The sequence below is a fragment of the Streptomyces sp. NPDC058257 genome (assembly GCF_042881845.1).
Classification (GTDB): domain Bacteria; phylum Actinomycetota; class Actinomycetes; order Streptomycetales; family Streptomycetaceae; genus Streptomyces.
In genome coordinates, this window is sequence record NZ_JBHVXJ010000013.1 from 65,836 (window position 1) to 88,812 (window position 22,977).

A 22,977-nucleotide genomic window follows, 5' to 3' on the forward strand; every position below is an offset into this window, starting at 1 on the left:
AGCTGGTACGTTCGGCCGGTGAGCGACAACGAGCTGGGCACCTTCCTGCGCACCTGCCGTGAAGCGGTCACGCCCGCCGAAGTCGGCCTTCCCACCGGCCCCCGTCGCCGCACGCCGGGCCTGCGCCGCTCCGAGGTCGCCACGCTCGCCGGGGTCAGCGTCGAGTACCTCGCCCGGCTCGAACAGGGCCGGGACCGCCACCCGTCTCCGCAGGTGATGGGCGCGCTCGCGGACGCCCTGCGGCTGACGGTGGAAGAGCGCTTCCACCTGCGCCGCCTGGAGAAGGAGACGAGCGGCGACCCCTGCTGCCCGACGGCCAGCGTGCCGTCCCGGTCGGTGCGCCCCACCGTGCGGGCGCTCGTCGACCGCCTGGAGCCCACGCCCGCTGTCCTCTTCAACCGGCTCGGCGACATCCTCGCGTACACCACGGGCTACGAGCGGATCGTGCGGCCCTTCGGTCTCCTTGACGACGAGCGACCGAACCTCATCCGGTTCCTGTTCACGGACGAGCGGGCCCGCACCGCCTACCCCGAGTGGGACGCCGTCGCCGACGAGCAGATCGCCTTGTTCCGGGGCCAGTCCATGCTCGACGACCCGCACGCCGGGGGATTCGCCGACGAGCTGACCGTCGTCGCCGGTGCGCCGTTCGCCGACCGTATGACGGTCGTGCCGCGGCTGCCCCGGAACAGTGGCGTCGAACGTATGGCGCACCCGGAGGTCGGCGCGATGAGACTCTCCTACGAGACGCTGACGCTGCCCGATGCCGACGGTCAGCGACTGGTCGTCCACCTGCCGGCCGACGAAGCCTCGTCGGCCGCGCTTGACCGCCTCAACGGCCGCCAGCCGGGCGGTCTGCGCGCGGTGACGGGCTGACCCGCCTCACCCCAGCTCCTTCGCGTACGGCGGTTCCGCCCCCGCGCGGGACACGGTGACGGCCGCGGCGCGTGCCGCGAAGTCCAGGACCTCGCCCCAGCTGTCCGCGCCGAGCCCCGCGAGGGACTCCGTGGACAGCGCGTCCCGTGCGCAGAGTCCGTGCAGCAGGGCCGCGTTGACCGTGTCGCCCGCGCCGATGGTGTCCACCACGTCGACCCGCTCGCCCGGCACCGACCACTCCCCGCCGTCCCGTGTGAAGACGGTGAGACCTTTGCCGCCCCGCGTGATCACCACCGCGCCGGGGCCGGACGCGAGCCACTCCCGCGGCGTGCCGCCGAGCCAGCTCGCGTCGTCCTCCGAGAGCTTGAGCAGCGAGACCGACGGCAGCCAGCTCTTGAACCGGGCGCGGTAGGCGTCCGCGTCCGGGATCAGGCCCGCCCGGATGTTGGGGTCGAGCGCCGTGAACACGCCCCGCGCCGCCTCCCGGCGCATCAGCTCCTCGTACGCGCTCGCGCCCGGTTCGAGGACGAGCGAGCACGTGCCGAACGACAGCGCCGTCACGTCGTCGGGCAGCCGTTCCGGGGCCGTGAAGAGCCGGTCCGCCGTGCCCTCGACGTAGAAGGAGTATCCGGCGGAGCCGTCCGCGCCGATCGAGGCGACGGCGAGCGTCGTCGGCTCGGCGCCCCGCTGCACGTACGACACCTCGACACCCGCGGCCCGCAACTCGCCGACCAGCGCGTCACCGAACGCGTCCGCCGAGATCCGGGAGAGGAAGGCGACGGGGGAGCCGAGGCGGCCGAGTGCCACCGCGGTGTTGTACGGACCGCCGCCGAGCCGCGGCGCGAGAGGGGGCAGCCCGGTGCCGGTGGACTCCTGCGGGACGAGGTCGATCAGGGCCTCTCCTGCGACGACTATCACGGGTGGTTCCTCTCGGCTCTGCGCTCTCGGCTGTCGACTCTGCGGTCGTACTCCCCGGCTTTCCGCCACAGGCTAGGGCTTCCGGGCGGGCTCGGCCCGACACGGGCGGCACTCGGGCACGGCCGCGCCCAACGCGGACACGCGGCATCCCACCGGTATGGTCTGATCCGTCACTGAAGCGCCTGACCTGTGGAGATTCCATGCCCGGCACGCCGCCCCCCGCCCGTCGCGCCGTGCTGCGCGCCGCCGCCCTCGTACCGGCCGCCGGTCTGGGGATCACGGCCTGCTCGTCCGGCGGCGACGGCGGCTCCAACCGTTCGGCGCCGACCGCGCCGGTGGACATCGGTGCGGCCGACGAGGTGAAGGTGGGCGCATCGAAGCTCTACACCGACGAGAACGTGGTCGTGAGCCGCATCTCGCACGACGAGTACAAGGCGTTCAGCACGATCTGCACGCACGCCAAGTGCCCCATCAACAAGCTGGAGGGGCACAAGCTCATCTGCCCCTGCCACGGAAGTCAGTTCGACGCCACGAACGGCAAGGTGCTGCACGACCCGGCCGTCAACCCGCTGTCGGAGCTGCCGGTCAAGGTGGCGGACGGCAAGATCATCGCGGGCTGAGGGCTGAGGGCTGAGGGCTGAGGGCTGAGGGCTGAGGGCTGAGGGCTGAGGGCTGAGGGCTGAGGGCTGAGGGGCTGATGGGCTGATGGTCTGAGCGTCTGAGGGCTGTGCGGCGGTGTGCTTGCGCTTCCCGTTCACTCCCAGTCCCACGCGATCCCCAGGATCCCCGCCCGCACCTGGGGCTCCACGAGGTGCACCGACCGATGGCTGCCGCTCAGCGTCAGCTCCTGGCGCCCGCCGCGCGGCGCGGCGGCCGAATGCTGGGCGAAGCGGTGGCAGCGTACGGGCAGCGCGCCTTCGTCGAACCGCACCTGGAGCGCGTACTGCCCGCCCGCGAAGGTGAAGCCCCGGAAGTACTCGGTGGCCGTCCCCGCCGTGCCGTCCTCGAAGCCGTACCGGAACAGATGCGTGTCGCCCGCGCGCAGGCGCGCGTCGAAGAGCAGTTCGGCGACGAGCACCCCCGTCTCATGGTGCCACCGCACACGACCCGTGCGGCAGTTCTCCAGGGCGTGGACGCCGACGCGTTCCGGTGCGCAGCCGGGGTCGCCGCGGTAGATCGCGAGATAGCGGTCGACGGCGTCCCGGTGCGCGCGCACGACGTGCTGCGAGTCGCGGCCGAGCAGCTCGCGGCGCCCGCCGATGCGCACCCGTTCGTGGTGGCCGACGGTGTGCAGGCCGCCGTCGAGCGGTGATCCGAGCCCGGTGATCAGTTCCTGGAGGACGTCGGACCCTTCGAGCAGGGAGCGGTAGGAGCGGGCGGCCGGGCGTTCACAGCCGGGGTGTTCGGAGGACTTGGCGAGGAGCCGGATCAGTGACTCCTCGGGGAGTTCGAGGATCTCCTCCAGGGCACGCACGGCACGGAGCGACTCGGTGCGCTGCGGGCGCCGCGCGCCCTGCTGCCAGTAACTGAGGCTCGTCACGCCGACGTTGACGCCCTGGCGCGCGAGGTGATGCCGTACGCGTTGCAGGGGAAGGCGCCGTGCGGCGATCGCGGCCCGCAGCGCCACGTGGAAGGGGCCGGTGCGCAGCGCGGCCTCCAGGTCAGCGGGTGCGCCGTCCGCGAGCTGTGTGCCGTGCCGCATCGCAAGGCCCTTCTGTGAACATTCACATCGGCCGTCCGGGCATACGCGCCGGTCGGACCGGGCCACCAGGTGGGCGTACGAGGGGTGTTCACATACGTACGCCGCCGTTCACGGCCCAAGTAATCCCGCATTGAACCTTGTTGACCTGCACCGGACAACACTCGATGCTCAATCGCAGCGTCCGGACGCGCTCCTCCATCACCCCACCCCCCGCTCGGGAGGAACGCGATGCGCCATAGAAGCAGTAAGTACAGCGGACGCAGACGGTTGTCCGCACTCGCCGTCGTGGCGGCGGCCCTGGTGGCCGCACCGGCGGCCACGGCCACGGCCGTCCCCGAAACAGGCTCGTCCGGCGCGGTGCGCGCCGTCGACGCGGCCGGCCCCTCAGCTCCCTCGCTCCTCGCCGCCAAGCGCCTGAACATCACGATGCAGGCCCAGCAGAAGACCAACTGGTGCTGGGCAGCCTCCGGGAACACGATCGCCGCCTTCTACGGCAAGAACTACAGCCAGAACCAGTTCTGCAACGCGGCCTTCGGGCGCAACCAGAACACCGAGTGCCCCAACTCGCAGGCCACGCTCGGCGACGTGCAGAACGGTCTGGACTGGGCGGGCGTCAACGCCGGTTCGTACGTCAGCGGCTGGCTGCGCTACCCGACCGTGCAGGCCGAGATCAACGCGGGCCGTCCGGTCGAGACCCGCATCCAGTGGTCGAACGGCGGCGGCCACATGCACGTCCTCTACGGCTATGACGACGCGAGCAGCTGGGTCTACTGGGGTGACCCGTGGCCGTCCAACGACCGCTACAACTGGGCCTCGCACAGCTGGTACGTCAACAACAACACCTTCTCCTGGACCCACTCGCTGTACCGGATCGGGGCGTGAGCACGATGACCCGTCACCTTCCCCTGCCCCGCCCGCTTCCCCGGCACCTGTTGAGGGCGGCGCTCGCCGGCTCGGCCGCCACCCTGCTGCTCGGCCTCGCGGCGCCGTACGCCTCCGCGGACCCCGGGCCCCGGGACGCTTCCCTGGACGCGGCCCACGAGGCCGCTGGCGCCCCCAGGACCCTCGACACGCTCTCCCGCTTCTTCGCCCGCGAGGGGACCGTCAGCAGGGCGGCGGCGGACCCGCGGGTGCGGGGCGACGCCGTGCCCGTGCGCTATCTCTCCCCGGAGTTCGTCGCCGGTGAGAAGGGGGCGCCGGTCGCCCGCGTGGAGTTCCTCGCCAGCAAGGCGGTCTCCTCCGACGGGCAGGAAGCCTCCTTGTGGACGGTGAAACAGGGGGGCTCCTGGAAGGTCGTGAACATCGCCACCGGGGACGACGAGACGCGCTACGCGCGCGTGGGCGCCGACAAGCTCCCCGGGGGCACCGTTTTCCACGAGCCGCAGATCAATGCCTGGTACGTACAGGGGCGGGGGCGGGTCCTTCCGCTGAACGCGGACGCGGTGCGTGCCGTGGGCTCGGAGGGCGTCTCGGTCGCCGCGTATCAGAAGCGTGTGCACGACGCGTACGCCGACAAGCTGCCCGGCTCGGCGTACGCGAAGTCCGGCAAGGCGGGGGGCTTCGCCCCGAAGGAGCCGGTCGCGCGGCCCCCGGCGGCTCCGGCCGAGGCTTCGGCCGAGGGGCCCGTCACGGTCGCCTCCTCCGTGGCGGGAGCGGGGGCCCTGGTAGCCCTTGGCCTCTCCGGGGTGGCCGTCCTGCGACGTCGCGCCCGGCAGCGCGGCTGACCTGACCCCGGGCCCCTGCTCCCGGCCGGGGGCTTCCCCGCCCACCCGCCCTTCAGGCGGGTGGGCATGAGGGCGGGGGAGGCGGTGGTCCTGGGTGCGGGGAGCCGGAGTTCCCCGGCGGCGGGCCGTCGGGAGAGGGAGGGGCGGGCCCCCTCAAGACTCTGACTGTCAGCCCTCGCCAGTAGGGTGTGGAGCATGGCAGACCCCTCCAGCTACCGCCCCAAGCCGGGACAGATCCCCGACTCGCCGGGGGTCTATCGGTTCCGCGACGAACACCGCCGGGTGATCTACGTCGGCAAGGCCAAGAGCCTGCGCCAGCGCCTGGCCAGTTACTTCCAGGACCTCTCGAATCTGCACCCGCGCACCGCCACGATGGTGACGACGGCCGCCTCCGTCGAGTGGACGGTCGTCTCCACCGAGGTCGAGGCGCTACAGCTCGAATACTCCTGGATCAAGGAATTCGACCCCCGGTTCAACGTCAAGTACCGCGACGACAAGAGCTATCCGTATCTCGCGGTGACGATGAACGAGGAATTCCCGCGTGTGCAGGTGATGCGCGGCCAGAAGAAGAAGGGCGTCCGCTACTTCGGTCCTTACGGCCACGCGTGGGCGATCCGCGACACGGTGGACCTCCTCCTGCGTGTCTTCCCGGTCCGCACCTGCTCGGCGGGGGTCTTCAAGAACGCCGAGCGCACCGGCCGCCCCTGCCTCCTCGGCTACATCGGCAAGTGCGCGGCGCCCTGCGTCGAGCGCGTCTCCCCGCAGGAGCACCGCGAACTCGCCGAGGACTTCTGCGAGTTCATGACGGGCCGTACGGGGACGTACATCCGCCGTATCGAGCGACAGATGGCGGACGCCGCCGAAGACATGGAGTACGAGAAGGCGGGCCGTCTCCGCGACGACATCGGGGCCCTCAAGAAGGCCATGGAGAAGAGCGCCGTCGTCCTCACGGACGCCACGGACGCCGACCTCATCGCCCTCGCCGAGGACGAGCTCGAGGCGGCCGTCCAGATCTTCCACGTCCGTGGCGGCCGTGTGCGCGGTCAGCGCGGCTGGGTCACCGACAAGGTCGAGGCGGTCACCAGCGGTGACCTCGTCGAGCACGCCCTCCAGCAGCTCTATGGAGAGGAGAGCGGGGACTCCGTACCGAAGGAGGTCCTCGTGCCCGCGCTGCCCGAGCCCATAGAGCCCGTCCAGGAGTGGCTCACCGAGCGCCGCGGTTCGAACGTCTCGCTGCGCATCCCGCAGCGCGGCGACAAGAAGGCGCTCATGGAGACCGTGGCGCGCAACGCGCAGCAGTCCCTCGTGCTGCACAAGACCAAGCGCGCGTCCGACCTCACGACCCGATCGCGCGCCCTGGAGGAGATCGCGGAGGCGCTCGAACTGGACAGCGCCCCGCTGCGCATCGAGTGCTACGACATCTCGCACCTCCAGGGTGACGACGTCGTGGCCTCCATGGTCGTGTTCGAGGACGGCCTCGCACGAAAGAGCGAGTACCGCCGCTTCCAGATCAAGGGCTTCGAGGGCCAGGACGACGTCCGCTCCATGCACGAGGTGCTCACGCGCCGCTTCAAGCGCTACCTCTCCGACAAGCAGCAGACGGGGGAGTGGGACCCCGACGAGTCCGGCCAGTCCGGCCAGTCCGGCGAGATCGGCGAGACGAACGGCGAGGTGAGCGCCCTCACCGAGGAGGACGGCCGTCCCAAGCGCTTCGCCTACCCGCCCCAGCTCGTCGTCGTGGACGGCGGCCAGCCGCAGGTCGCGGCTGCCCAGCGGGCCCTCGACGAGCTCGGCATCGACGACATCGCGGTCTGCGGCCTCGCCAAGCGCCTCGAAGAGGTCTGGGTGCCGGGCGACGACGACCCGGTGATCCTGCCGCGCACCAGCGAAGGCCTGTACCTTCTCCAGCGGGTACGCGACGAGGCGCACCGCTTCGCGATCACGTATCAGCGGGCCAAGCGGGCCAAGCGTTTCAAGGCCGGACCGCTGGACGCCGTGCCGGGCCTCGGTGACGCGCGCAAGCAGACGCTGATCAAGCACTTCGGTTCCGTGAAGAAGCTGCGATCCGCGACAATCGAGCAGATCTGTGAGGTTCCGGGCGTAGGCCGCAAGACGGCCGAGTCGATCGTGGCGGCCCTGGCCGGAGCGGTACCCGCGGGACCCGCCGTGAACACGGCGACCGGAGAGATCATTGAAGAAGAGGAGCCCGCGAGCGCGGGAGCCTCTGGCGATGGCGAGGATCACGTGACCGCGGGCACCTCAGAGGAACGACGGGGGCAGGAGACATGACCACCGAGCACGACGAAGGCGGCGAGCAAGTGAGTACGGGCACGACCATCACGCCAGGTGAGACCGCCGAAGTGGTCCCCGAGCTGGTGATCATCTCCGGCATGTCGGGAGCCGGACGCAGCACCGCGGCGAAGTGTCTCGAGGACCTCGGCTGGTTCGTCGTCGACAACCTGCCGCCCGCGCTGATCCCCACCATGGTGGAGCTCGGCGCCCGCTCGCAGGGGAACGTCGCCCGCATCGCGGTCGTCGTCGATGTCCGCGGTCGCCGCTTCTTCGACAATCTGCGCCAGTCCCTCGCGGACCTGGAGGCCAAGCACGTCACCCGCCGGATCGTCTTCCTGGAGTCCTCGGACGACGCCCTGGTCCGCCGCTTCGAGTCGGTCCGCCGCCCCCACCCGCTGCAGGGCGACGGCCGCATCGTCGACGGCATCGAGGCCGAGCGCGAGCTCCTGCGCGAGCTGCGCGGCGACGCCGACCTGGTGATCGACACGTCCAGCCTGAACGTGCACGAGCTGCGCGCCAAGATGGACGCCCAGTTCGCGGGCGACGAGGAGCCCGAGCTGCGGGCCACTGTCATGTCGTTCGGCTACAAGTACGGCCTGCCGGTCGACGCCGACCTCGTCGTGGACTGCCGCTTCCTGCCCAATCCGCACTGGGTGCCGGAGCTGCGGCCCTTCACGGGGCTGAACGAAGAGGTCTCCGACTACGTCTTCAACCAGCCGGGCGCCAAGGAGTTCCTCGACCGGTACGCCGAGCTGCTCCAGCTCATCGCCGCGGGCTACCGCCGCGAGGGCAAGCGTTACGTGACGATCGCGGTCGGCTGCACGGGCGGCAAGCACCGCTCCGTCGCCATGTCGGAGAAGCTCGCGGCGCGCCTCGTCTCCGAGGGAGTCGAGACCGTCCTCGTCCATCGGGACATGGGGCGAGAGTGAAGTCCTCCCTGCGGCTGAACCGCCTGGGCCGCAAGCGGGGCACCCAGCCCAAGGTCGTGGCGCTCGGCGGCGGGATGGGCCTGTCCGCCTCGCTCGCCGGGCTGCGGCGCATCACCGGTGACCTCACCGCCGTGGTCACCGTCGCCGACGACGGCGGCTCCAGCGGGCGGCTCCGCGACGAACTGGGCGTCCTGCCGCCGGGCGACCTGCGCAAGGCGCTCGCCGCCCTGTGCGGCGACGACGACTGGGGCCAGACGTGGAGCCGCGTCATCCAGCACCGCTTCCAGTCCAAGGGCGATCTGCACGAACACGCGGTCGGCAATCTGCTGATCGTCGCTCTGTGGGAGCAGCTCGGCGATCACGTCCAGGCACTCGACCTGGTCGGCAAGCTGCTGGGCGCGCACGGGCGCGTGCTGCCCATGTCCGCGGTCCCGCTGGAGCTCCAGGCGCTGGTCAAGGGGCACGACCCGGAGCGCCCGGACGACGTGGACACGGTGCGCGGACAGGCCACGGTGGCGCTCACCCCGGGTGAGGTGCAGTCCGTGCACGTGGTCCCGCGCGACCCGCCGGCCGTCCCCGAAGCGGTCGCCGCCGTGCTCGACGCGGACTGGGTGGTGCTCGGCCCGGGCTCCTGGTTCTCGTCCGTGATCCCGCATCTGCTTGTCCCCGAACTGCTCGATGCGCTCATCCAGACGAAGGCCCGCAGGGTGCTCTCGCTGAACCTCGCGCCACAACCCGGTGAAACAGATGGGTTCTCTCCGCAGCGTCATTTGGAGGTTTTGGCCCGACACGCCCCTAAACTCGCCCTGGACGTGGTGCTGGCCGACGACGCCGCCGTGCCCGACCGTGAGTCACTCACCGATGCCGCCAAGCGGCTCGGCGCCACGGTCGAGCTGGCGCCGGTGGCCAGGCACGATGGCACTCCGAGGCACGATCCGGAGCTCCTGGCCACCGCGTACGACCGTATTTTTCGGATGCATGGAAGGATCGGCCCATGGCGATGACGGCAGCGGTGAAGGACGAAATCTCCCGGCTTCCCGTCACCCGGACCTGCTGCAGAAAGGCAGAGGTCTCGGCCATCCTGCGGTTCGCGGGCGGCCTTCACCTGGTGAGCGGCCGCATCGTGATCGAGGCGGAGCTGGACACGGCAATGGCCGCACGGCGGCTGAAGCGGGACATTCTTGAGATTTTCGGACATAGCTCGGAGCTGATCGTGATGGCTCCCGGCGGGCTGCGACGCGGCTCGCGCTATGTCGTACGGGTCGTGGCGGGCGGCGATCAGCTGGCCCGGCAGACAGGCCTCGTGGACGGCCGTGGCCGCCCCATCAGGGGCCTGCCGCCACAGGTGGTCTCGGGGGCCACCTGTGACGCCGAGGCGGCGTGGCGCGGGGCGTTCCTCGCGCACGGCTCGCTGACCGAGCCGGGGCGCTCCTCCTCCCTGGAGGTGACCTGCCCGGGTCCGGAGGCGGCCCTCGCGCTCGTCGGTGCCGCGCGCAGGCTGCAGATCGCGGCCAAGGCCCGCGAGGTGCGCGGCGTGGACCGCGTCGTGGTCCGGGACGGTGACGCGATCGGCGCCCTGCTCACCCGGCTCGGCGCCCACGAGTCCGTGCTCGCCTGGGAGGAGCGGCGGATGCGCCGCGAGGTGCGCGCCACCGCCAACCGCCTGGCCAACTTCGACGACGCCAACCTGCGCCGCTCGGCCCGCGCGGCCGTCGCCGCCGGTGCCCGCGTGCAGCGTGCCCTGGAGATCCTCGGCGACGAGGTCCCCGAGCACCTCGCGGCGGCCGGACGGCTGCGCATGGACCACAAACAGGCCTCCCTGGAGGAGCTTGGCGCGCTCGCCGAGCCCGCGCTGACGAAGGACGCGGTCGCGGGCCGCATCCGCCGCCTTCTCGCCATGGCGGACAAGCGGGCGCAGGACTTGGGGATCGCCGGTACGGAGTCCAACCTGAGCGAGGAGCTCGCCGACAACATGGCGGTCTGACCGCCGTCGTACGTCACGCAAGCCGCCGGGGCCCGCTGAGGCCCCGGCGGCTTCTTCGTGTCCTTTCCGCATCGCTCTTCACGCCATATTGACATGATCATGAAGTATCACGAGCCTGGCGTCCGCGCACAAATGTGCCGGACAACCGCAAGGGGGGCTCATGAGACGAAGAGTGAGATCCAGAGCCGGTTTCAGATCGGTCGTCGCCGCGGGCGCGTTACTCGTCGGCGGGCTCGTCGCCGTGCCGCACGCCCAGGCCGACAGCGGGGCGAAGGCCCCGGCCACCGGCGATCCGGCGGCCGTGAAGGTCTACGAGGCCCAGGTCACCAAGAAGCAGATCCCGATCCTCATCGAGGCGGGCCAGGACGCACGCGAGCTCGCGGGACAGGCCCCCGAGCGCGGCACCGCCCGCGTCGAGGTCTATCTGACCAGGGCGCAGGCCAAGGGCGTCGAGCGTGAGGGCGTCGAGCTCACCGAGCAGAAGGTCTCCGCGAGCACGGAGCGGAAGCTGAAGGCCGCGGGGGACGGCGTCTTCAGGCCGTACAGCGGCAAGGGAGGCCTGAAGGAGGAGATCGTCAAGACCGGTCAGGCCCACCCCGGCCTCACGAAGGTCGTCTCCATCGGCAAGACACTCAAGGGCCAGGACATCCTCGCTCTGAAGCTCTCCAAGGGCGCGAACAAGTCCAAGGACGGCTCCAAGCCGTCCACCCTCTACATGTCCAACCAGCACGCGCGCGAGTGGATCACCCCCGAGATGACCCGCCGCCTGATGCACCACTACCTCGACAACTACGGCAAGGACCAGCGCATCACCAAGCTCGTGGACTCCACCGAGCTGTGGTTCGTGCTCTCCGCCAACCCTGACGGCTACGACTTCACACACGCCGCCGACGGCGACCGTCAGTGGCGCAAGAACCTCCGCGACATCGACGGCGACGGCAGGACCGCGGCGGGCGACGGCGTCGACCTCAACCGCAACTTCACCTACAAGTGGGGCTACGACAACGAGGGTTCGTCCCCCGAGCCGTCCTCGGAGACCTACCGAGGCGCGGGCCCCATGTCCGAGCCCGAGACCAAGGCGCTCGACCGCTTCGAGAAGCGCATCGGCTTCGCATACGGCATCAACTACCACTCGGCGGCCGAACTGCTGCTCTACGGAGTGGGCTGGCAGGTCGCCACGCCGAGCCCCGACGACGTGCTCTACAAGGCACTCGCGGGCACCCCGGAGAACTCCGCGGTCCCCGGCTACCACCCACAGGTCTCCTCGGAGCTCTACACCACCAACGGCGAGGCGGACGGCCACGCGGGCAACATCAACGGCATGTCGATGTTCACGCCGGAGATGTCCACCTGCCAGACGGCCTCCGACATCGACCCGAACGACGCCTGGAAGCCCGAGGACTGCGCCTCCGTCTTCACCTTCCCGGACGACGAGAAGCTGATCCAGCAGGAGTTCGCGAAGAACGTCCCGTTCGCGCTCGCCGTCGCCGAGACCGCGCTCCATCCCGACCAGCCGGTCTCCGTACCCGGCATCGAGGCCCCCGACTTCACGCCGGACGCCTTCACCGCCTCCTACGCGCGCGGAGCGGACCAGGAAGTCGCCGTCACCGCCCGCAAGTCGGTGCGCGACAAGGAGCTCAACTACCGGATCAACGGCGGCCGTACGCACGACGAGGACCTCAAGGCCTGGAAGGGCGGCGAGACGTACGGCGGTGAGGACAACCTCCACTTCGACCAGTACCGCGCCGAGGTCGAGGACGCGCGCGTGGGCGACAAGGTCGAGGTGTGGTTCACCGGCCGCGACAAGAAGGGTCGTACCCAGAGCCCGCACTTCACGTACACCGTCACCGAGCGCGCCAAGGCCAGCACCCTCGTCGTGGCCGAGGAGGGCGCCGCGGCGACACAGGCCCAGAAGTACGTGGACGCCCTCAAGGCCAACGGGCGTCCGGCCGTGGTCTGGGACGTCGCCAAGCAGGGCGCCCCGCACCCGCTCGGCGTCCTGTCGCACTTCTCCGCGGTCGTGCACTACACCGGTGACCCGGTGCCAGGGGCGGCCACCCAGCTCGCCCTGCGCGCCTACCTCAACGAGGGCGGCAAGCTGATCGAGTCCGGCGAGCGCACCGGCGGAAACGTGGACCTCGGGGGCGCGCTCTCCGACGACTTCGCGCAGTACTACCTGGGTGCGTACGAACGCCTCTCCGCACCCGGCGCCACCAGCTTCGCCGGCAGCGGCGCGCTCGACGGCGTGAAGGCGTCGCTGGGCGCCGCCGACGCCAACCCCCTGGACAAGGCGGGCCGTTTCACCGTCACGTCCGACACCCTGCCCGCCGACGAGTTCCCGCAGTTCAAGAGCGCGGCGGCAGGCAGCTACCCCGGTCTCACCAACCCCTACGCACCCTTCGAGGGCCAGGGCATGGCATCGGCGACCCATGCCGACCAGGACTGGAAGCGGCTGACCCGCACCATCGACCTGACCGGGGTCACGGCCGCGGACAAGCCGGAGCTGCGGTTCGCGCTCAACTGGAACCTCGAGACCGGATACGACCACGGCGTACTGGAGGCGCACACCACCGGCGCCGACGACTGGACCACGCTCCCGGACACGAACGGCAACTCGTCGTCGGCCGTGCCCGCCGAGTGCGGGGCCGGGTTCTTCATCAACGGCCACCCGTTCCTGCGCCACTACCTGACGCAGTCGGCGACCGGCTGCACGGCGAGCGGCACCAGCGGCGCCTGGAACAGCTTCACCGGATCCTCCGGCGGCTGGAAGCCCGTCGCCTTCGACCTGAGCGCCTACGCGGGCAAGAAGGTCGAGGTGTCGCTCAGCGCCATCACCGACCCCTCCAGCGGGGGCCGCGGACTCTTTGCCGACAACGCGCAGGTTGTGGTAGGGGGCAACGTGACGGAGACCGAGGGATTCGAGGCCTCCCTGGGCACCTGGGCGGTCGCTCCGGCGCCTCCCGGGAGCCCCGGCGTCACGGGTGACTGGGCCCGCACCGGCGAGCTCTACAAGCCCCATGCGGCCGTCACAGCGCGTGACAGCGTGCTCCTCGGCTTCGGGTTCGAGCATGTACCCAACACTGCCGAGCGCACTGCTCTTATGGGCGCCTCCCTTGCACATCTGCGCCGCTGACGCTGCGTAGTCGGGACCGTGATCGCGGTGGCCCGTACTTCCTACTCGGGGGTACGGGCCGCCGTGCTGTTCGGACCCCCTGTCGATGTCACCCAAAGGCCATCAGAGAGGTAGGGTCGGAGGCGGTCGGGGACATCCCATACATCTCGCCGGCGTCTGAAACCGGCGTACCAACGAGGAGATCGGTTCGTGACGATCCGCGTAGGCATCAACGGCTTCGGCCGCATCGGGCGCAACTACTTCCGGGCGCTGCTCGAGCAGGGTGCGGACATCGAGATCGTGGCTGTCAACGACCTGGGTGACACCGCGACTACGGCTCACCTCCTGAAGTACGACACCATCCTGGGCCGTCTCAAGGCCGAGGTGTCGCACACCGAGGACACCATCACGGTCGACGGCCACACCATCAAGGTGCTGTCCGAGCGCAACCCCGCCGACATCCCGTGGGGCCAGCTCGGCGTCGACATCGTGATCGAGTCGACGGGCATCTTCACCAAGAAGGCCGATGCCGAGAAGCACATCGCCGGTGGCGCCAAGAAGGTCCTCATCTCGGCTCCGGCCAAGGACGAGGACATCACCATCGTGATGGGCGTCAACCAGGACAAGTACGACGCGGCCAACCACCACGTCATCTCGAACGCGTCCTGTACCACCAACTGTGTGGCGCCGATGGCGAAGGTTCTCGACGAGAACTTCGGCATCGTCAAGGGCCTGATGACGACGGTGCACGCGTACACCAACGACCAGCGCATCCTGGACTTCCCGCACTCGGACCTGCGTCGCGCCCGCGCCGCCGCCGAGAACATCATTCCGACCACGACCGGTGCCGCCAAGGCCACCGCTCTGGTCCTTCCGCAGCTCAAGGGCAAGCTCGACGGCATCGCGATGCGCGTCCCGGTCCCGACCGGTTCCGCCACCGACCTCGTCGTCGACCTGCAGCGCGAGGTCACCAAGGACGAGGTCAACGCCGCGTTCAAGAAGGCCTCGGACGACGGCGCCCTCAAGGGCTTCCTCACCTACACCGAGGACCCGATCGTGTCGTCGGACATCGTCGGCGACCCGGCTTCCTGCACCTTCGACTCCTCCCTGACCATGGTCCAGGAGGGCAAGACGGTGAAGATCCTCGGCTGGTACGACAACGAGTGGGGCTACTCCAACCGCCTCGTCGACCTCACGGTCTTCGTCGGCGGTCAGCTCTGATCAGCAGAGCAGGCACCTCGATGTGAGCACAGGGTCCGGATCGCGCAATACTGCGTGGTCCGGGCCTTGTTGCACGTCAGCCCTCTAAAGGAGTCCTGGAGTCCAGCCATGAAGACGATCGACGAACTTATCGCCGAAGGGGTCGAGGGCAAGCGGGTCTTCGTCCGCGCCGACCTCAATGTGCCGCTCGCCGACGGCACCATCACCGACGACGGCCGCATCCGCGCCGTCCTGCCGACCGTCACCAAGCTCGCGGGCGCGGGCGCCAAGGTGATCGTCGCCTCGCACCTCGGCCGCCCCAAGGGCGCCCCGGACCCGGTGTTCTCGCTGCTTCCCGCCGCCGAGCGCCTCGGTGAACTCCTCGGCAAGCCCGTGGCGTTCGCCCAGGACACCGTCGGTCCCGCCGCGCACGACGCGGTGGACGGTCTCGAGCCCGGCCAGGTCGCCGTCATCGAGAACCTCCGCTTCAACGCGGGCGAGACGTCCAAGGACGACACCGAGCGCGGCGAGTTCGCCGACCGGCTCGCCGCCCTCGCCGACGTCTACGTGGGCGACGGCTTCGGTGCCGTGCACCGCAAGCACGCCTCCGTGTACGACCTTCCGGCGCGTCTTCCGCACTACGCGGGCTACCTCATCGCCACCGAGGTCGGCGTCCTGAAGAAGCTCACCGAGGACGTCAGGCGTCCGTACGTCGTCGCGCTCGGCGGCGCCAAGGTCTCCGACAAGCTGGCCGTCATCGACCAGCTGCTCGGCAAGGCCGACCGCCTCCTGATCGGCGGCGGCATGGCGTACACCTTCCTCAAGGCCCAGGGCCACGAGGTCGGCGCCTCCCTCCTCCAGGAGGACCAGGTGCCGCAGGTCAAGGAGTACATCGAGCGCGCGAAGGCGAACGGCGTCGAGCTGGTCCTCCCCGTCGACGTGCTGACCTCCACGGAGTTCCCGGACCTGAAGGCCAAGGCCCCCGCCAACCCCACCACGGTCGCCGCGGACGCCATCGCGGCCGACCACATGGGTCTCGACATCGGACCCGAGACCTGCAAGCTCTACGCCTCGAAGATCACCGACGCGGCCACCGTCTTCTGGAACGGCCCGATGGGCGTCTTCGAGCACCCCGACTACGCCGAGGGCACCAAAGCGGTCGCCCAGGCGCTCCTCGACTCCGAGGCCTTCACGGTCGTCGGCGGTGGCGACTCCGCTGCGGCCGTACGGATCCTCGGCTTCGACGAGAACGCATTCGGCCACATTTCCACCGGCGGCGGCGCCTCCCTCGAATACCTCGAGGGCAAGACGCTCCCCGGCCTCGCCGCACTGGAGAACTGACACCTGATGACTACGCGTACCCCGCTGATGGCGGGCAACTGGAAGATGAACCTCAACCACCTCGAGGCCATCGCACACGTCCAGAAGCTCGCCTTCGCCCTCGCCGACAAGGACTACGACGCCGTCGAGGTCGCCGTCCTGCCCCCCTTCACCGACCTGCGTTCGGTGCAGACCCTGGTCGACGGCGACAAGCTCAAGATCAAGTACGGCGCCCAGGACATCTCGGCGCACGACACCGGTGCGTACACCGGCGAGATCTCGGGCCCGATGCTCGCCAAGCTGAAGTGCACGTACGTGGCCGTGGGCCACTCCGAGCGCCGTCAGTACCACGACGAGACCGACGAGATCTGCAACGGCAAGGTGAAGGCCGCCTACAAGCACGGCCTGACCCCGATCCTCTGCATCGGCGAGGGCCTGGACATCCGCGAGGCCGGCCAGCAGATCCAGTACACCCTCGCCCAGCTCGACGGCGGCCTGAAGGACATCCCCGCCGAGCAGGCCGAGACCATCGTCATCGCCTACGAGCCCGTGTGGGCCATCGGCACCGGCAAGGTCGCGACCCCCGAGGACGCCCAGGAGGTGTGCGGCGCGATCCGCGGCCGCCTCGCCGAGCTGTACTCGCAGGAGCTCGCCGACAAGGTGCGCATCCAGTACGGCGGCTCCGTGAAGTCCGGCAACGTGGCCGCGATCATGGCCCAGCCCGACGTCGACGGCGCCCTCGTCGGCGGCGCCGCGCTCGACACGGACGAGTTCGTCAAGATCGTGCGGTTCCGCGACCAGTGAGTATGCGGTAGCGCCGATACGTCGTACCCTTGCGGGGGCCGGGCGGCCTCACCCAGAGGCACCGGCCCCCGTCGTCGACAGAGAATCGATTCAGATCCGAGGAAGTTGGTCCAGCTGTGGTTATGGGGTTCTCGATCGCCCTCATCGTCTTCAGCCTGCTGATGATGCTGCTGGTGCTGATGCACAAGGGCAAGGGCGGCGGTCTCTCCGACATGTTCGGTGGCGGCATGCAGTCGTCCGTCGGCGGTTCCTCCGTCGCCGAGCGCAACCTCGACCGCATCACTGTCGTGGTCGGTCTCTGCTGGTTCGCGTGCATCGTCGTGCTCGGCCTGTTGATGAAGGTGAACAACTGACCGCGAAAGCGGCTTGATTGCCACCTTGCGAAAGCTTCGCTTAAAGCCCCATGTACGGTGCGCGCCGCACGGCGCGGATTATCATGGGGCTTGCGTGTCGGGGTGAGGGTGTAACTCCGAACACTGGACGCGCGTTGGGCCTTACGTAGACTGAGGCGCCCGCAGCAGCACCATCACGCAGGGAGTTACGACCGTGGCAAGTGGCAACGCGATCCGTGGAAGTCGGGTCGGGGCGGGGCCGATGGGCGAGGCCGAGCGCGGTGAGTCCGCGCCGCGACTGCGCATCTCCTTCTGGTGCTCCAACGGACACGAGACGGTGCCCAGCTTCGCCAGCGACGCGCAGGTTCCCGATACTTGGGACTGCCCCCGCTGCGGCTTCCCGGCCGGTCAGGACAGGGACAACCCGCCGGATCCGCCCCGCACCGAGCCGTACAAGACGCACCTGGCGTACGTACGGGAACGGCGCAGCGACGCGGACGGCGAGGCGATTCTCGCGGAGGCGCTGGCCAAATTGCGGGGCGAGATCTAGAGCGTATGAAGGGCCGGACATCGGGCGATGTCCGGCCGCTGTGCTTTTCGCGTGGCGTTTACCGGCGCGTGTCCGGACAGACAGCTTCAGAGATCTCATATCGGGCCCTGATCAATTAGGTTGGAACGTGCAGCGGGGCAAGGTGTACGTACACAGGTACGAGAGAAGGCTGAAGTCCGAGATGAACGCAGAAAGCGGCGCCAGGCTCAACCAGACGCCCGAATGGGCGGCGCTCAGCAAGCACCGGGAGCAGCTGGGGGAGGTGCAGCTGCGTGCGTTGTTCGCCAAGGATCCGGCGCGCGGTACGGGATACACGCTCCAGGTCGGTGACCTGCACGTGGACTACTCCAAGCACCTCGTCACGGACGAGACGCTGACGCTCCTGCGCGAGCTCGCCGCGGCCACCGGCGTCTTCGGCCTGCGGGACGCCATGTTCCGCGGTGAGAAGATCAACACCACCGAGGACCGCGCCGTCCTGCACACCGCGCTGCGCGCCCCGCGCGACGCGGAGGTCGAGGTCGACGGCGAGAACGTGGTGCCCGCCGTGCACGCCGTGCTCGACAAGATGGCCGCCTTCGCGGACAAGGTCCGCTCCGGCGAGTGGACCGGGCACACCGGCAAGCGCATCAAGAACATCGTCAACGTCGGCATCGGCGGCTCGGACCTCGGCCCCGCCATGGCGTACGAGGCGCTCCGGTCCTTCACCGACCGCGACCTCACCGTGCGCTTCGTGTCGAACGTCGACGGCGCCGACCTGCACGAGGCCGTCCGGGACCTCGACCCGGCCGAGACGCTGTTCATCATCGCCTCGAAGACGTTCACCACGATCGAGACGATCACGAACGCGACCTCCGCCCGCGACTGGCTCCTGACCGGCCTGCGCGCCGACCAGAGCGCGGTCGCCAAGCACTTCGTGGCCCTGTCGACGAACGGCGGGAAGGTCTCCGACTTCGGCATCGACACGGCCAACATGTTCGAGTTCTGGGACTGGGTCGGCGGCCGCTACTCGTTCGACTCCGCGATCGGTCTCTCGCTGATGATCGCCGTCGGCCCGGACGCCTTCCGCGAGATGCTCGACGGTTTCCACCTCGTCGACGAGCACTTCCGCAACGAGCCCGCCGAGTCCAACGTGCCGTTGCTCCTCGGCCTGTTGGGCATCTGGTACGGAAACTTCCACGACGCCCAGTCGCACGCCGTCCTGCCGTACTCGCACTACCTCTCCAAGTTCACCGCCTACCTCCAGCAGCTGGACATGGAGTCCAACGGCAAGTCCGTCGACCGTGACGGCGAGCCGGTCGACTGGCAGACGGGCCCTGTGGTCTGGGGCACGCCGGGTACGAATGGGCAGCACGCGTACTACCAACTCATCCACCAGGGCACGAAGTTGATCCCCGCCGACTTCATCGGCTTCGCCGAGCCCGTCGCCGATCTGCTGCCCGGTCTTGTCGGCCAGCACGACCTCCTGATGGCCAACTTCTTCGCGCAGACGCAGGCGTTGGCCTTCGGCAAGACGCCCGACGAGGTGCGCGCCGAGGGTGTGGCGGACGAACTCGTCCCGCACAAGACGTTCAAGGGCAACCACCCGACGACGACGATCCTCGCCAAGGAGCTGACGCCGTCGGTTCTCGGCCAACTCATCGCGCTCTACGAACACAAGGTGTTCGTGCAGGGCGCCGTGTGGAACATCGACTCCTTCGACCAGTGGGGCGTAGAGCTCGGCAAGGTCCTCGCCAAGCGCATCGAGCCCGCCCTGACCGAGGGCGCGGACGTGCCGGACCTCGACGGTTCGACGACGGCGCTTGTCGCCAAGTACCGCACTCTGCGCGGACGTTGATCCACTGAAAGCAGTTGAAATCACCAAGGCCCGGCCCGCCGTGAGGCGGACCGGGCCTTGGCGCTGTGCGAGCCGTTCAGGGAGAAGACGGCGGATACAGATCGCGCGGCAGCTGCGAGGCCGCGGCGGCGTCGAGCAGCCACAGCGTCCGCGACCTGCCGTACACACCCGCTGCGGGCGCCTGTACCTCGCCCGCGCCCGACAGGGCGATCGCCGCGGCGTTCGCCTTGTCCTCGCCCGCGGCGAGCAGCCACACCTCACGTGCCGACCGGATCGCCGGGAGCGTGAGCGTGATGCGCACGGGCGGCGGCTTGGGCGCGCCGTGCACGCCGACCACCGTCCGCTCCGTCTCGCGGACCGCGGGCAACTCCGGGAAGAGCGAGGCGACATGGGCATCCGGGCCGACGCCGAGCATCAGCACGTCGAACGTCGGCACCGGGCCGTGGTCCTCGGGCCCCGCAGCCGCGGTGAGCTCGGCCGCGTATATCCCGGCCGCCGCGTCCACCTCGTAGGCGCCGTCCGACGCGGGCATCGGATGCACCCGGGCCGGGTTGAGGGGCACCGAGTCGAGCAGCGCCTCCTTGGCCTGGGTGTAGTTGCGCTCCGGGTCGCCGTCCGGCAGGAAGCGCTCGTCGCCCCACCACAGGTCCAGGCGCGACCAGTCGATCGCGTCCTTGGCCGGGGACGAACTCAGCGCCGCCAGAAGGCCGTTGCCGTTGCGGCCGCCGGTGAGGACCACCGACGCGTAGCCGCGGGCGGCCTGCGCGTCGACGATCTTCGCGATGAGGCGGTCCGCCGCGGCCTGCGCCATCAGCTCCTTGTCGCGGTGCACGACCAGCTGCGGGGCCGCGCTCACTTCGCCGCCGCCTTCTTGGCCGCGGTCTTCTTCGCGGGGGCCGACTTCTTCGCCGCCTCCGCGGGCTCCTCCACCTCGGGAACCGTGGTCTCCTCGGCGGACTCGCCCAGGCGGTCCACGCCGAACTTCAGCGCGGACGCATAGGTGTCGTCCGGGTCGAGACGGCGCAGCTCCTCGGCGATCAGCTCGGCCGTCTCACGGCGCTTGAGCGCCACCGCGCGGTCGGGCTGCCCCTGGATGGAGAGCGTGGCGAGCGAGCCGTCGGCCCGGCCGAGCACGATGGGACCGCAGTCGGTGTCCATGCGCACGCCGGTGAGGCCGGGGCCCGAGGAGAGCGAGCGCTTCACGGGGACGGAGAGCCGGTCGGCGAGCCACATGGCGAGCAGCTCGCAGCTGGGGTTGAACTCCTCGCCCTCCACCTCGACCGAGGTGACCTTGCAGGTGACCTGGTCGAGAGCCGCCGCGAGCATCGAGCGCCACGGGGTGATCCGGGTCCAGGACAGGTCCGTGTCGCCGGGGTGGTAGGCCTCGGCGCGCGCGGTCAGCTCGTGGATCGGCTGCTCGGCGGCGTAGGTGTCCGTGACGCGGCGCTGGGCGAGCGCGCCAAGGGGGTCCTTGGCCGGGTTGAGCGGCGCGTTGACCGGCCACCACACGACCACGGGGGCGTCGGGGAGCAGCAGCGGCAGGACGACCGACTGGGCGTGGTTGATGACCTCGCCGTAAAGCCGCAGGACCACTGTCTCGCCGGTGCCCGCGTCCGCGCCGACCCGTACCTCGGCGTCGAGGCGCGACGTCGTACGGTCGCGGGGCGAGCGCGCGGCGCGCTTGATGACGACCAGCGTGCGCGAGGGGTGCTCGCGGGACGCCTCGTTGGCGGCCTTCAGGGCGTCGTAGGCGTTCTCCTCGTCGGTGACGATGACGAGGGTGAGCACCATGCCGACGGCCGGGGTGCCGATCGCCCTGCGCCCCTTGACGAGGGCCTTGTTGATCTTGCTGGACGTTGAGTCCGTAAGGTCGATCTTCATGGGCGACGCCAGCTCCGTCCGTCTCGTGCGAGCATTTCGTCCGCCTCGGACGGGCCCCAGGTCCCGGACGGGTACTGCGCGGGCTTGCCGTGCTTGTCCCAGTACTCCTCGATCGGATCGAGGATGTTCCAGGAGAGCTCGACCTCCTCCGTGCGCGGGAAGAGGTTGGCGTCGCCGAGCAGAACGTCAAGGATCAGGCGCTCGTACGCCTCCGGGCTGGACTCGGTGAAGGACTCGCCGTACGCGAAGTCCATCGACACGTCGCGGATCTCCATCGAGGTGCCGGGCACCTTGGAGCCGAACCGGACCGTGATGCCCTCGTCGGGCTGGACGCGGATGACGATCGCGTTCTGGCCCAGTTCTTCCGTCGCCGTGTGGTCGAAGGGGGAGTGGGGCGCGCGCTGGAAGACGACCGCGATCTCCGTGACGCGTCGGCCGAGGCGCTTGCCGGTGCGCAGGTAGAACGGGACGCCCGCCCAGCGGCGGTTGTCCACGCCCAGCTTGATGGCCGCGTAGGTGTCGGTCTTCGACTTGGGGTCGATGCCCTCTTCCTGGAGGTAGCCGACGGCCTTCTCGCCGCCCTGCCACCCCGCGGCGTACTGCCCGCGGACCGTGCTCTTGCCGAGGTCCTTGGGCAGCCGCACGGCACCGAGGACCTTCGCCTTCTCGGCCACGAGCGCGTTCGCGTCGAAGGAGGCGGGCTCCTCCATCGCGGTCAGCGCCATCAGCTGGAGCAGGTGGTTCTGGATGACGTCACGGGCGGCGCCGATGCCGTCGTAGTAGCCGGCGCGGCCGCCGATGCCGATGTCCTCGGCCATCGTGATCTGGACGTGGTCCACGTAAGAGCGGTTCCAGATCGGCTCGAACATCTGGTTGGCGAAGCGGAGCGCCAGGATGTTCTGGACGGTCTCCTTGCCGAGGTAGTGGTCGATCCGGAACACCTGGTCCGGGGCGAACACCTCGTGCACGATCGAGTTGAGGTCCTTGGCGGACGCCAGGTCGTGTCCGAAGGGCTTCTCGATGACCGCACGGCGCCAGGATCCCGCGGGGGCGTCCGCGAGCTCGTGCTTCTTGAGCTGCTGGACGACCTGCGGGAAGAACTTCGGCGGCACGGAGAGGTAGAAGGCGAAGTTGCCGCCCGTGCCCTGTGCCTTGTCGAGGTCCTGGATGGTGGCCTTGAGCTGCTCGAACGCGGCGTCGTCGTCGAAGTTGCCCTGGACGAAGCGCATCCCCTGGATGAGCTGCTGCCAGACCTCTTCGCGGAACGGCGTACGCGAGTGCTGCTTGACCGCGTCGTGGACGACCTGGGCGAAGTCCTCGTCCTCCCAGTCGCGGCGGGCGAAGCCGATGAGCGAGAAGCCCGGCGGCAACAGGCCTCGGTTGGCGAGGTCGTAGACAGCGGGCATCAACTTTTTACGGGACAAATCGCCCGTGACGCCAAAGATGACCAGGCCCGACGGCCCCGCGATACGCGGGAGCCGTCGGTCTGCGGCGTCACGCAGCGGATTGCTGCTTGACAAAG

At 69.7% G+C, this 22,977-nt stretch carries 20 protein-coding genes; 15 read left to right on the top strand and 5 right to left on the bottom strand.

Going from position 1 to position 22,977, the window contains the following annotated elements; genetic code table 11:
• Positions 1-18 precede the first annotated feature (18 nt).
• Positions 19-873, top strand: coding sequence for a helix-turn-helix domain-containing protein (locus ACFVXC_RS27770; RefSeq protein WP_389910193.1), 855 nt, complete (start codon positions 19-21; stop codon positions 871-873).
• Between the two features lie 6 nt (positions 874-879).
• Here the strand turns inward: ACFVXC_RS27770 and ACFVXC_RS27775 are convergent, their stop codons facing one another.
• Positions 880-1,791 carry a carbohydrate kinase gene (locus tag ACFVXC_RS27775; RefSeq protein WP_389910196.1) on the bottom strand — a complete coding sequence of 304 codons (912 nt, stop codon included), beginning with the start codon at positions 1,789-1,791 and terminating at the stop codon, positions 880-882.
• A gap of 200 nt (positions 1,792-1,991) precedes the next feature.
• Between ACFVXC_RS27775 and ACFVXC_RS27780 the strand changes: the two genes are divergently transcribed.
• Positions 1,992-2,411, top strand: a complete 420-nt coding sequence (locus tag ACFVXC_RS27780) for a Rieske (2Fe-2S) protein (protein WP_389910199.1) — start codon at positions 1,992-1,994, stop codon at positions 2,409-2,411.
• 134 nt (positions 2,412-2,545) lie between these two features.
• Here ACFVXC_RS27780 and ACFVXC_RS27785 read toward each other — a convergent pair whose 3' ends face one another.
• Positions 2,546-3,493 (bottom strand): hypothetical protein, encoded by a 948-nt coding sequence (locus tag ACFVXC_RS27785; protein WP_389910202.1) that lies wholly within the window; start codon positions 3,491-3,493, stop codon positions 2,546-2,548.
• Between the two features lie 228 nt (positions 3,494-3,721).
• Between ACFVXC_RS27785 and ACFVXC_RS27790 the strand changes: the two genes are divergently transcribed.
• From ACFVXC_RS27790 to pgi, 13 genes are all read left to right on the top strand, one after another.
• A complete protein-coding gene (locus tag ACFVXC_RS27790; RefSeq protein ID WP_389910205.1) occupies positions 3,722-4,375 on the top strand; it encodes a papain-like cysteine protease family protein in 654 nt (217 codons plus the stop codon).
• 5 nt (positions 4,376-4,380) lie between these two features.
• Positions 4,381-5,217, top strand: coding sequence for a hypothetical protein (locus ACFVXC_RS27795; protein ID WP_389910626.1), 837 nt, complete (start codon positions 4,381-4,383; stop codon positions 5,215-5,217).
• Positions 5,218-5,412: 195 nt separating this feature from the next.
• Positions 5,413-7,506: an excinuclease ABC subunit UvrC gene (uvrC, locus tag ACFVXC_RS27800; RefSeq protein ID WP_389910208.1), complete on the top strand. Its 2,094-nt coding sequence runs from the start codon at positions 5,413-5,415 to the stop codon at positions 7,504-7,506.
• Positions 7,503-8,438, top strand: coding sequence for an RNase adapter RapZ (gene rapZ, locus ACFVXC_RS27805; protein ID WP_389910211.1), 936 nt, complete (start codon positions 7,503-7,505; stop codon positions 8,436-8,438). The genes uvrC and rapZ overlap by 4 nt, the downstream gene beginning before the upstream one ends.
• Positions 8,435-9,442, top strand: coding sequence for a uridine diphosphate-N-acetylglucosamine-binding protein YvcK (gene yvcK, locus ACFVXC_RS27810; RefSeq protein ID WP_389910214.1), 1,008 nt, complete (start codon positions 8,435-8,437; stop codon positions 9,440-9,442). Before rapZ ends, yvcK begins: the two co-directional genes overlap by 4 nt.
• Positions 9,433-10,422 (top strand): DNA-binding protein WhiA, encoded by a 990-nt coding sequence (gene whiA / locus ACFVXC_RS27815; RefSeq protein ID WP_383282218.1) that lies wholly within the window; start codon positions 9,433-9,435, stop codon positions 10,420-10,422. The genes yvcK and whiA overlap by 10 nt, the downstream gene beginning before the upstream one ends.
• A gap of 160 nt (positions 10,423-10,582) precedes the next feature.
• Entirely contained in the window at positions 10,583-13,555 is a 2,973-nt protein-coding gene (locus ACFVXC_RS27820) for a M14 family zinc carboxypeptidase (protein WP_389910217.1), read from the top strand.
• 189 nt (positions 13,556-13,744) lie between these two features.
• Complete coding sequence (gene gap / locus ACFVXC_RS27825; RefSeq protein ID WP_361727061.1) at positions 13,745-14,755, top strand: type I glyceraldehyde-3-phosphate dehydrogenase; 1,011 nt, start codon at positions 13,745-13,747, stop codon at positions 14,753-14,755.
• Between the two features lie 108 nt (positions 14,756-14,863).
• Positions 14,864-16,075: a phosphoglycerate kinase gene (locus tag ACFVXC_RS27830; RefSeq protein WP_389910220.1), complete on the top strand. Its 1,212-nt coding sequence runs from the start codon at positions 14,864-14,866 to the stop codon at positions 16,073-16,075.
• A gap of 6 nt (positions 16,076-16,081) precedes the next feature.
• Positions 16,082-16,858, top strand: coding sequence for a triose-phosphate isomerase (tpiA, locus tag ACFVXC_RS27835; RefSeq protein ID WP_389910223.1), 777 nt, complete (start codon positions 16,082-16,084; stop codon positions 16,856-16,858).
• Between the two features lie 122 nt (positions 16,859-16,980).
• Positions 16,981-17,211, top strand: a complete 231-nt coding sequence (secG, locus tag ACFVXC_RS27840; RefSeq protein ID WP_383283369.1) for a preprotein translocase subunit SecG — start codon at positions 16,981-16,983, stop codon at positions 17,209-17,211.
• A 193-nt stretch (positions 17,212-17,404) separates the two neighbouring features.
• Positions 17,405-17,740: an RNA polymerase-binding protein RbpA gene (locus tag ACFVXC_RS27845; RefSeq protein ID WP_078077905.1), complete on the top strand. Its 336-nt coding sequence runs from the start codon at positions 17,405-17,407 to the stop codon at positions 17,738-17,740.
• A gap of 181 nt (positions 17,741-17,921) precedes the next feature.
• The gene (pgi, locus tag ACFVXC_RS27850; protein WP_389910227.1) at positions 17,922-19,574 is read left to right on the top strand and encodes a glucose-6-phosphate isomerase; all 1,653 of its coding nucleotides are present in this window, start codon (positions 17,922-17,924) and stop codon (positions 19,572-19,574) included.
• A gap of 76 nt (positions 19,575-19,650) precedes the next feature.
• Here pgi and pgl read toward each other — a convergent pair whose 3' ends face one another.
• The 3 genes from pgl to zwf are packed head-to-tail and all read right to left on the bottom strand — an operon-like array spanning position 19,651 to position 22,975.
• Positions 19,651-20,430, bottom strand: coding sequence for a 6-phosphogluconolactonase (gene pgl, locus ACFVXC_RS27855; RefSeq protein WP_389910230.1), 780 nt, complete (start codon positions 20,428-20,430; stop codon positions 19,651-19,653).
• Positions 20,427-21,455 (bottom strand): glucose-6-phosphate dehydrogenase assembly protein OpcA, encoded by a 1,029-nt coding sequence (gene opcA / locus ACFVXC_RS27860; protein WP_389910233.1) that lies wholly within the window; start codon positions 21,453-21,455, stop codon positions 20,427-20,429. Before opcA ends, pgl begins: the two co-directional genes overlap by 4 nt.
• Positions 21,452-22,975 carry a glucose-6-phosphate dehydrogenase gene (gene zwf / locus ACFVXC_RS27865; RefSeq protein WP_389910236.1) on the bottom strand — a complete coding sequence of 508 codons (1,524 nt, stop codon included), beginning with the start codon at positions 22,973-22,975 and terminating at the stop codon, positions 21,452-21,454. Before zwf ends, opcA begins: the two co-directional genes overlap by 4 nt.
• Positions 22,976-22,977 lie beyond the last annotated feature (2 nt).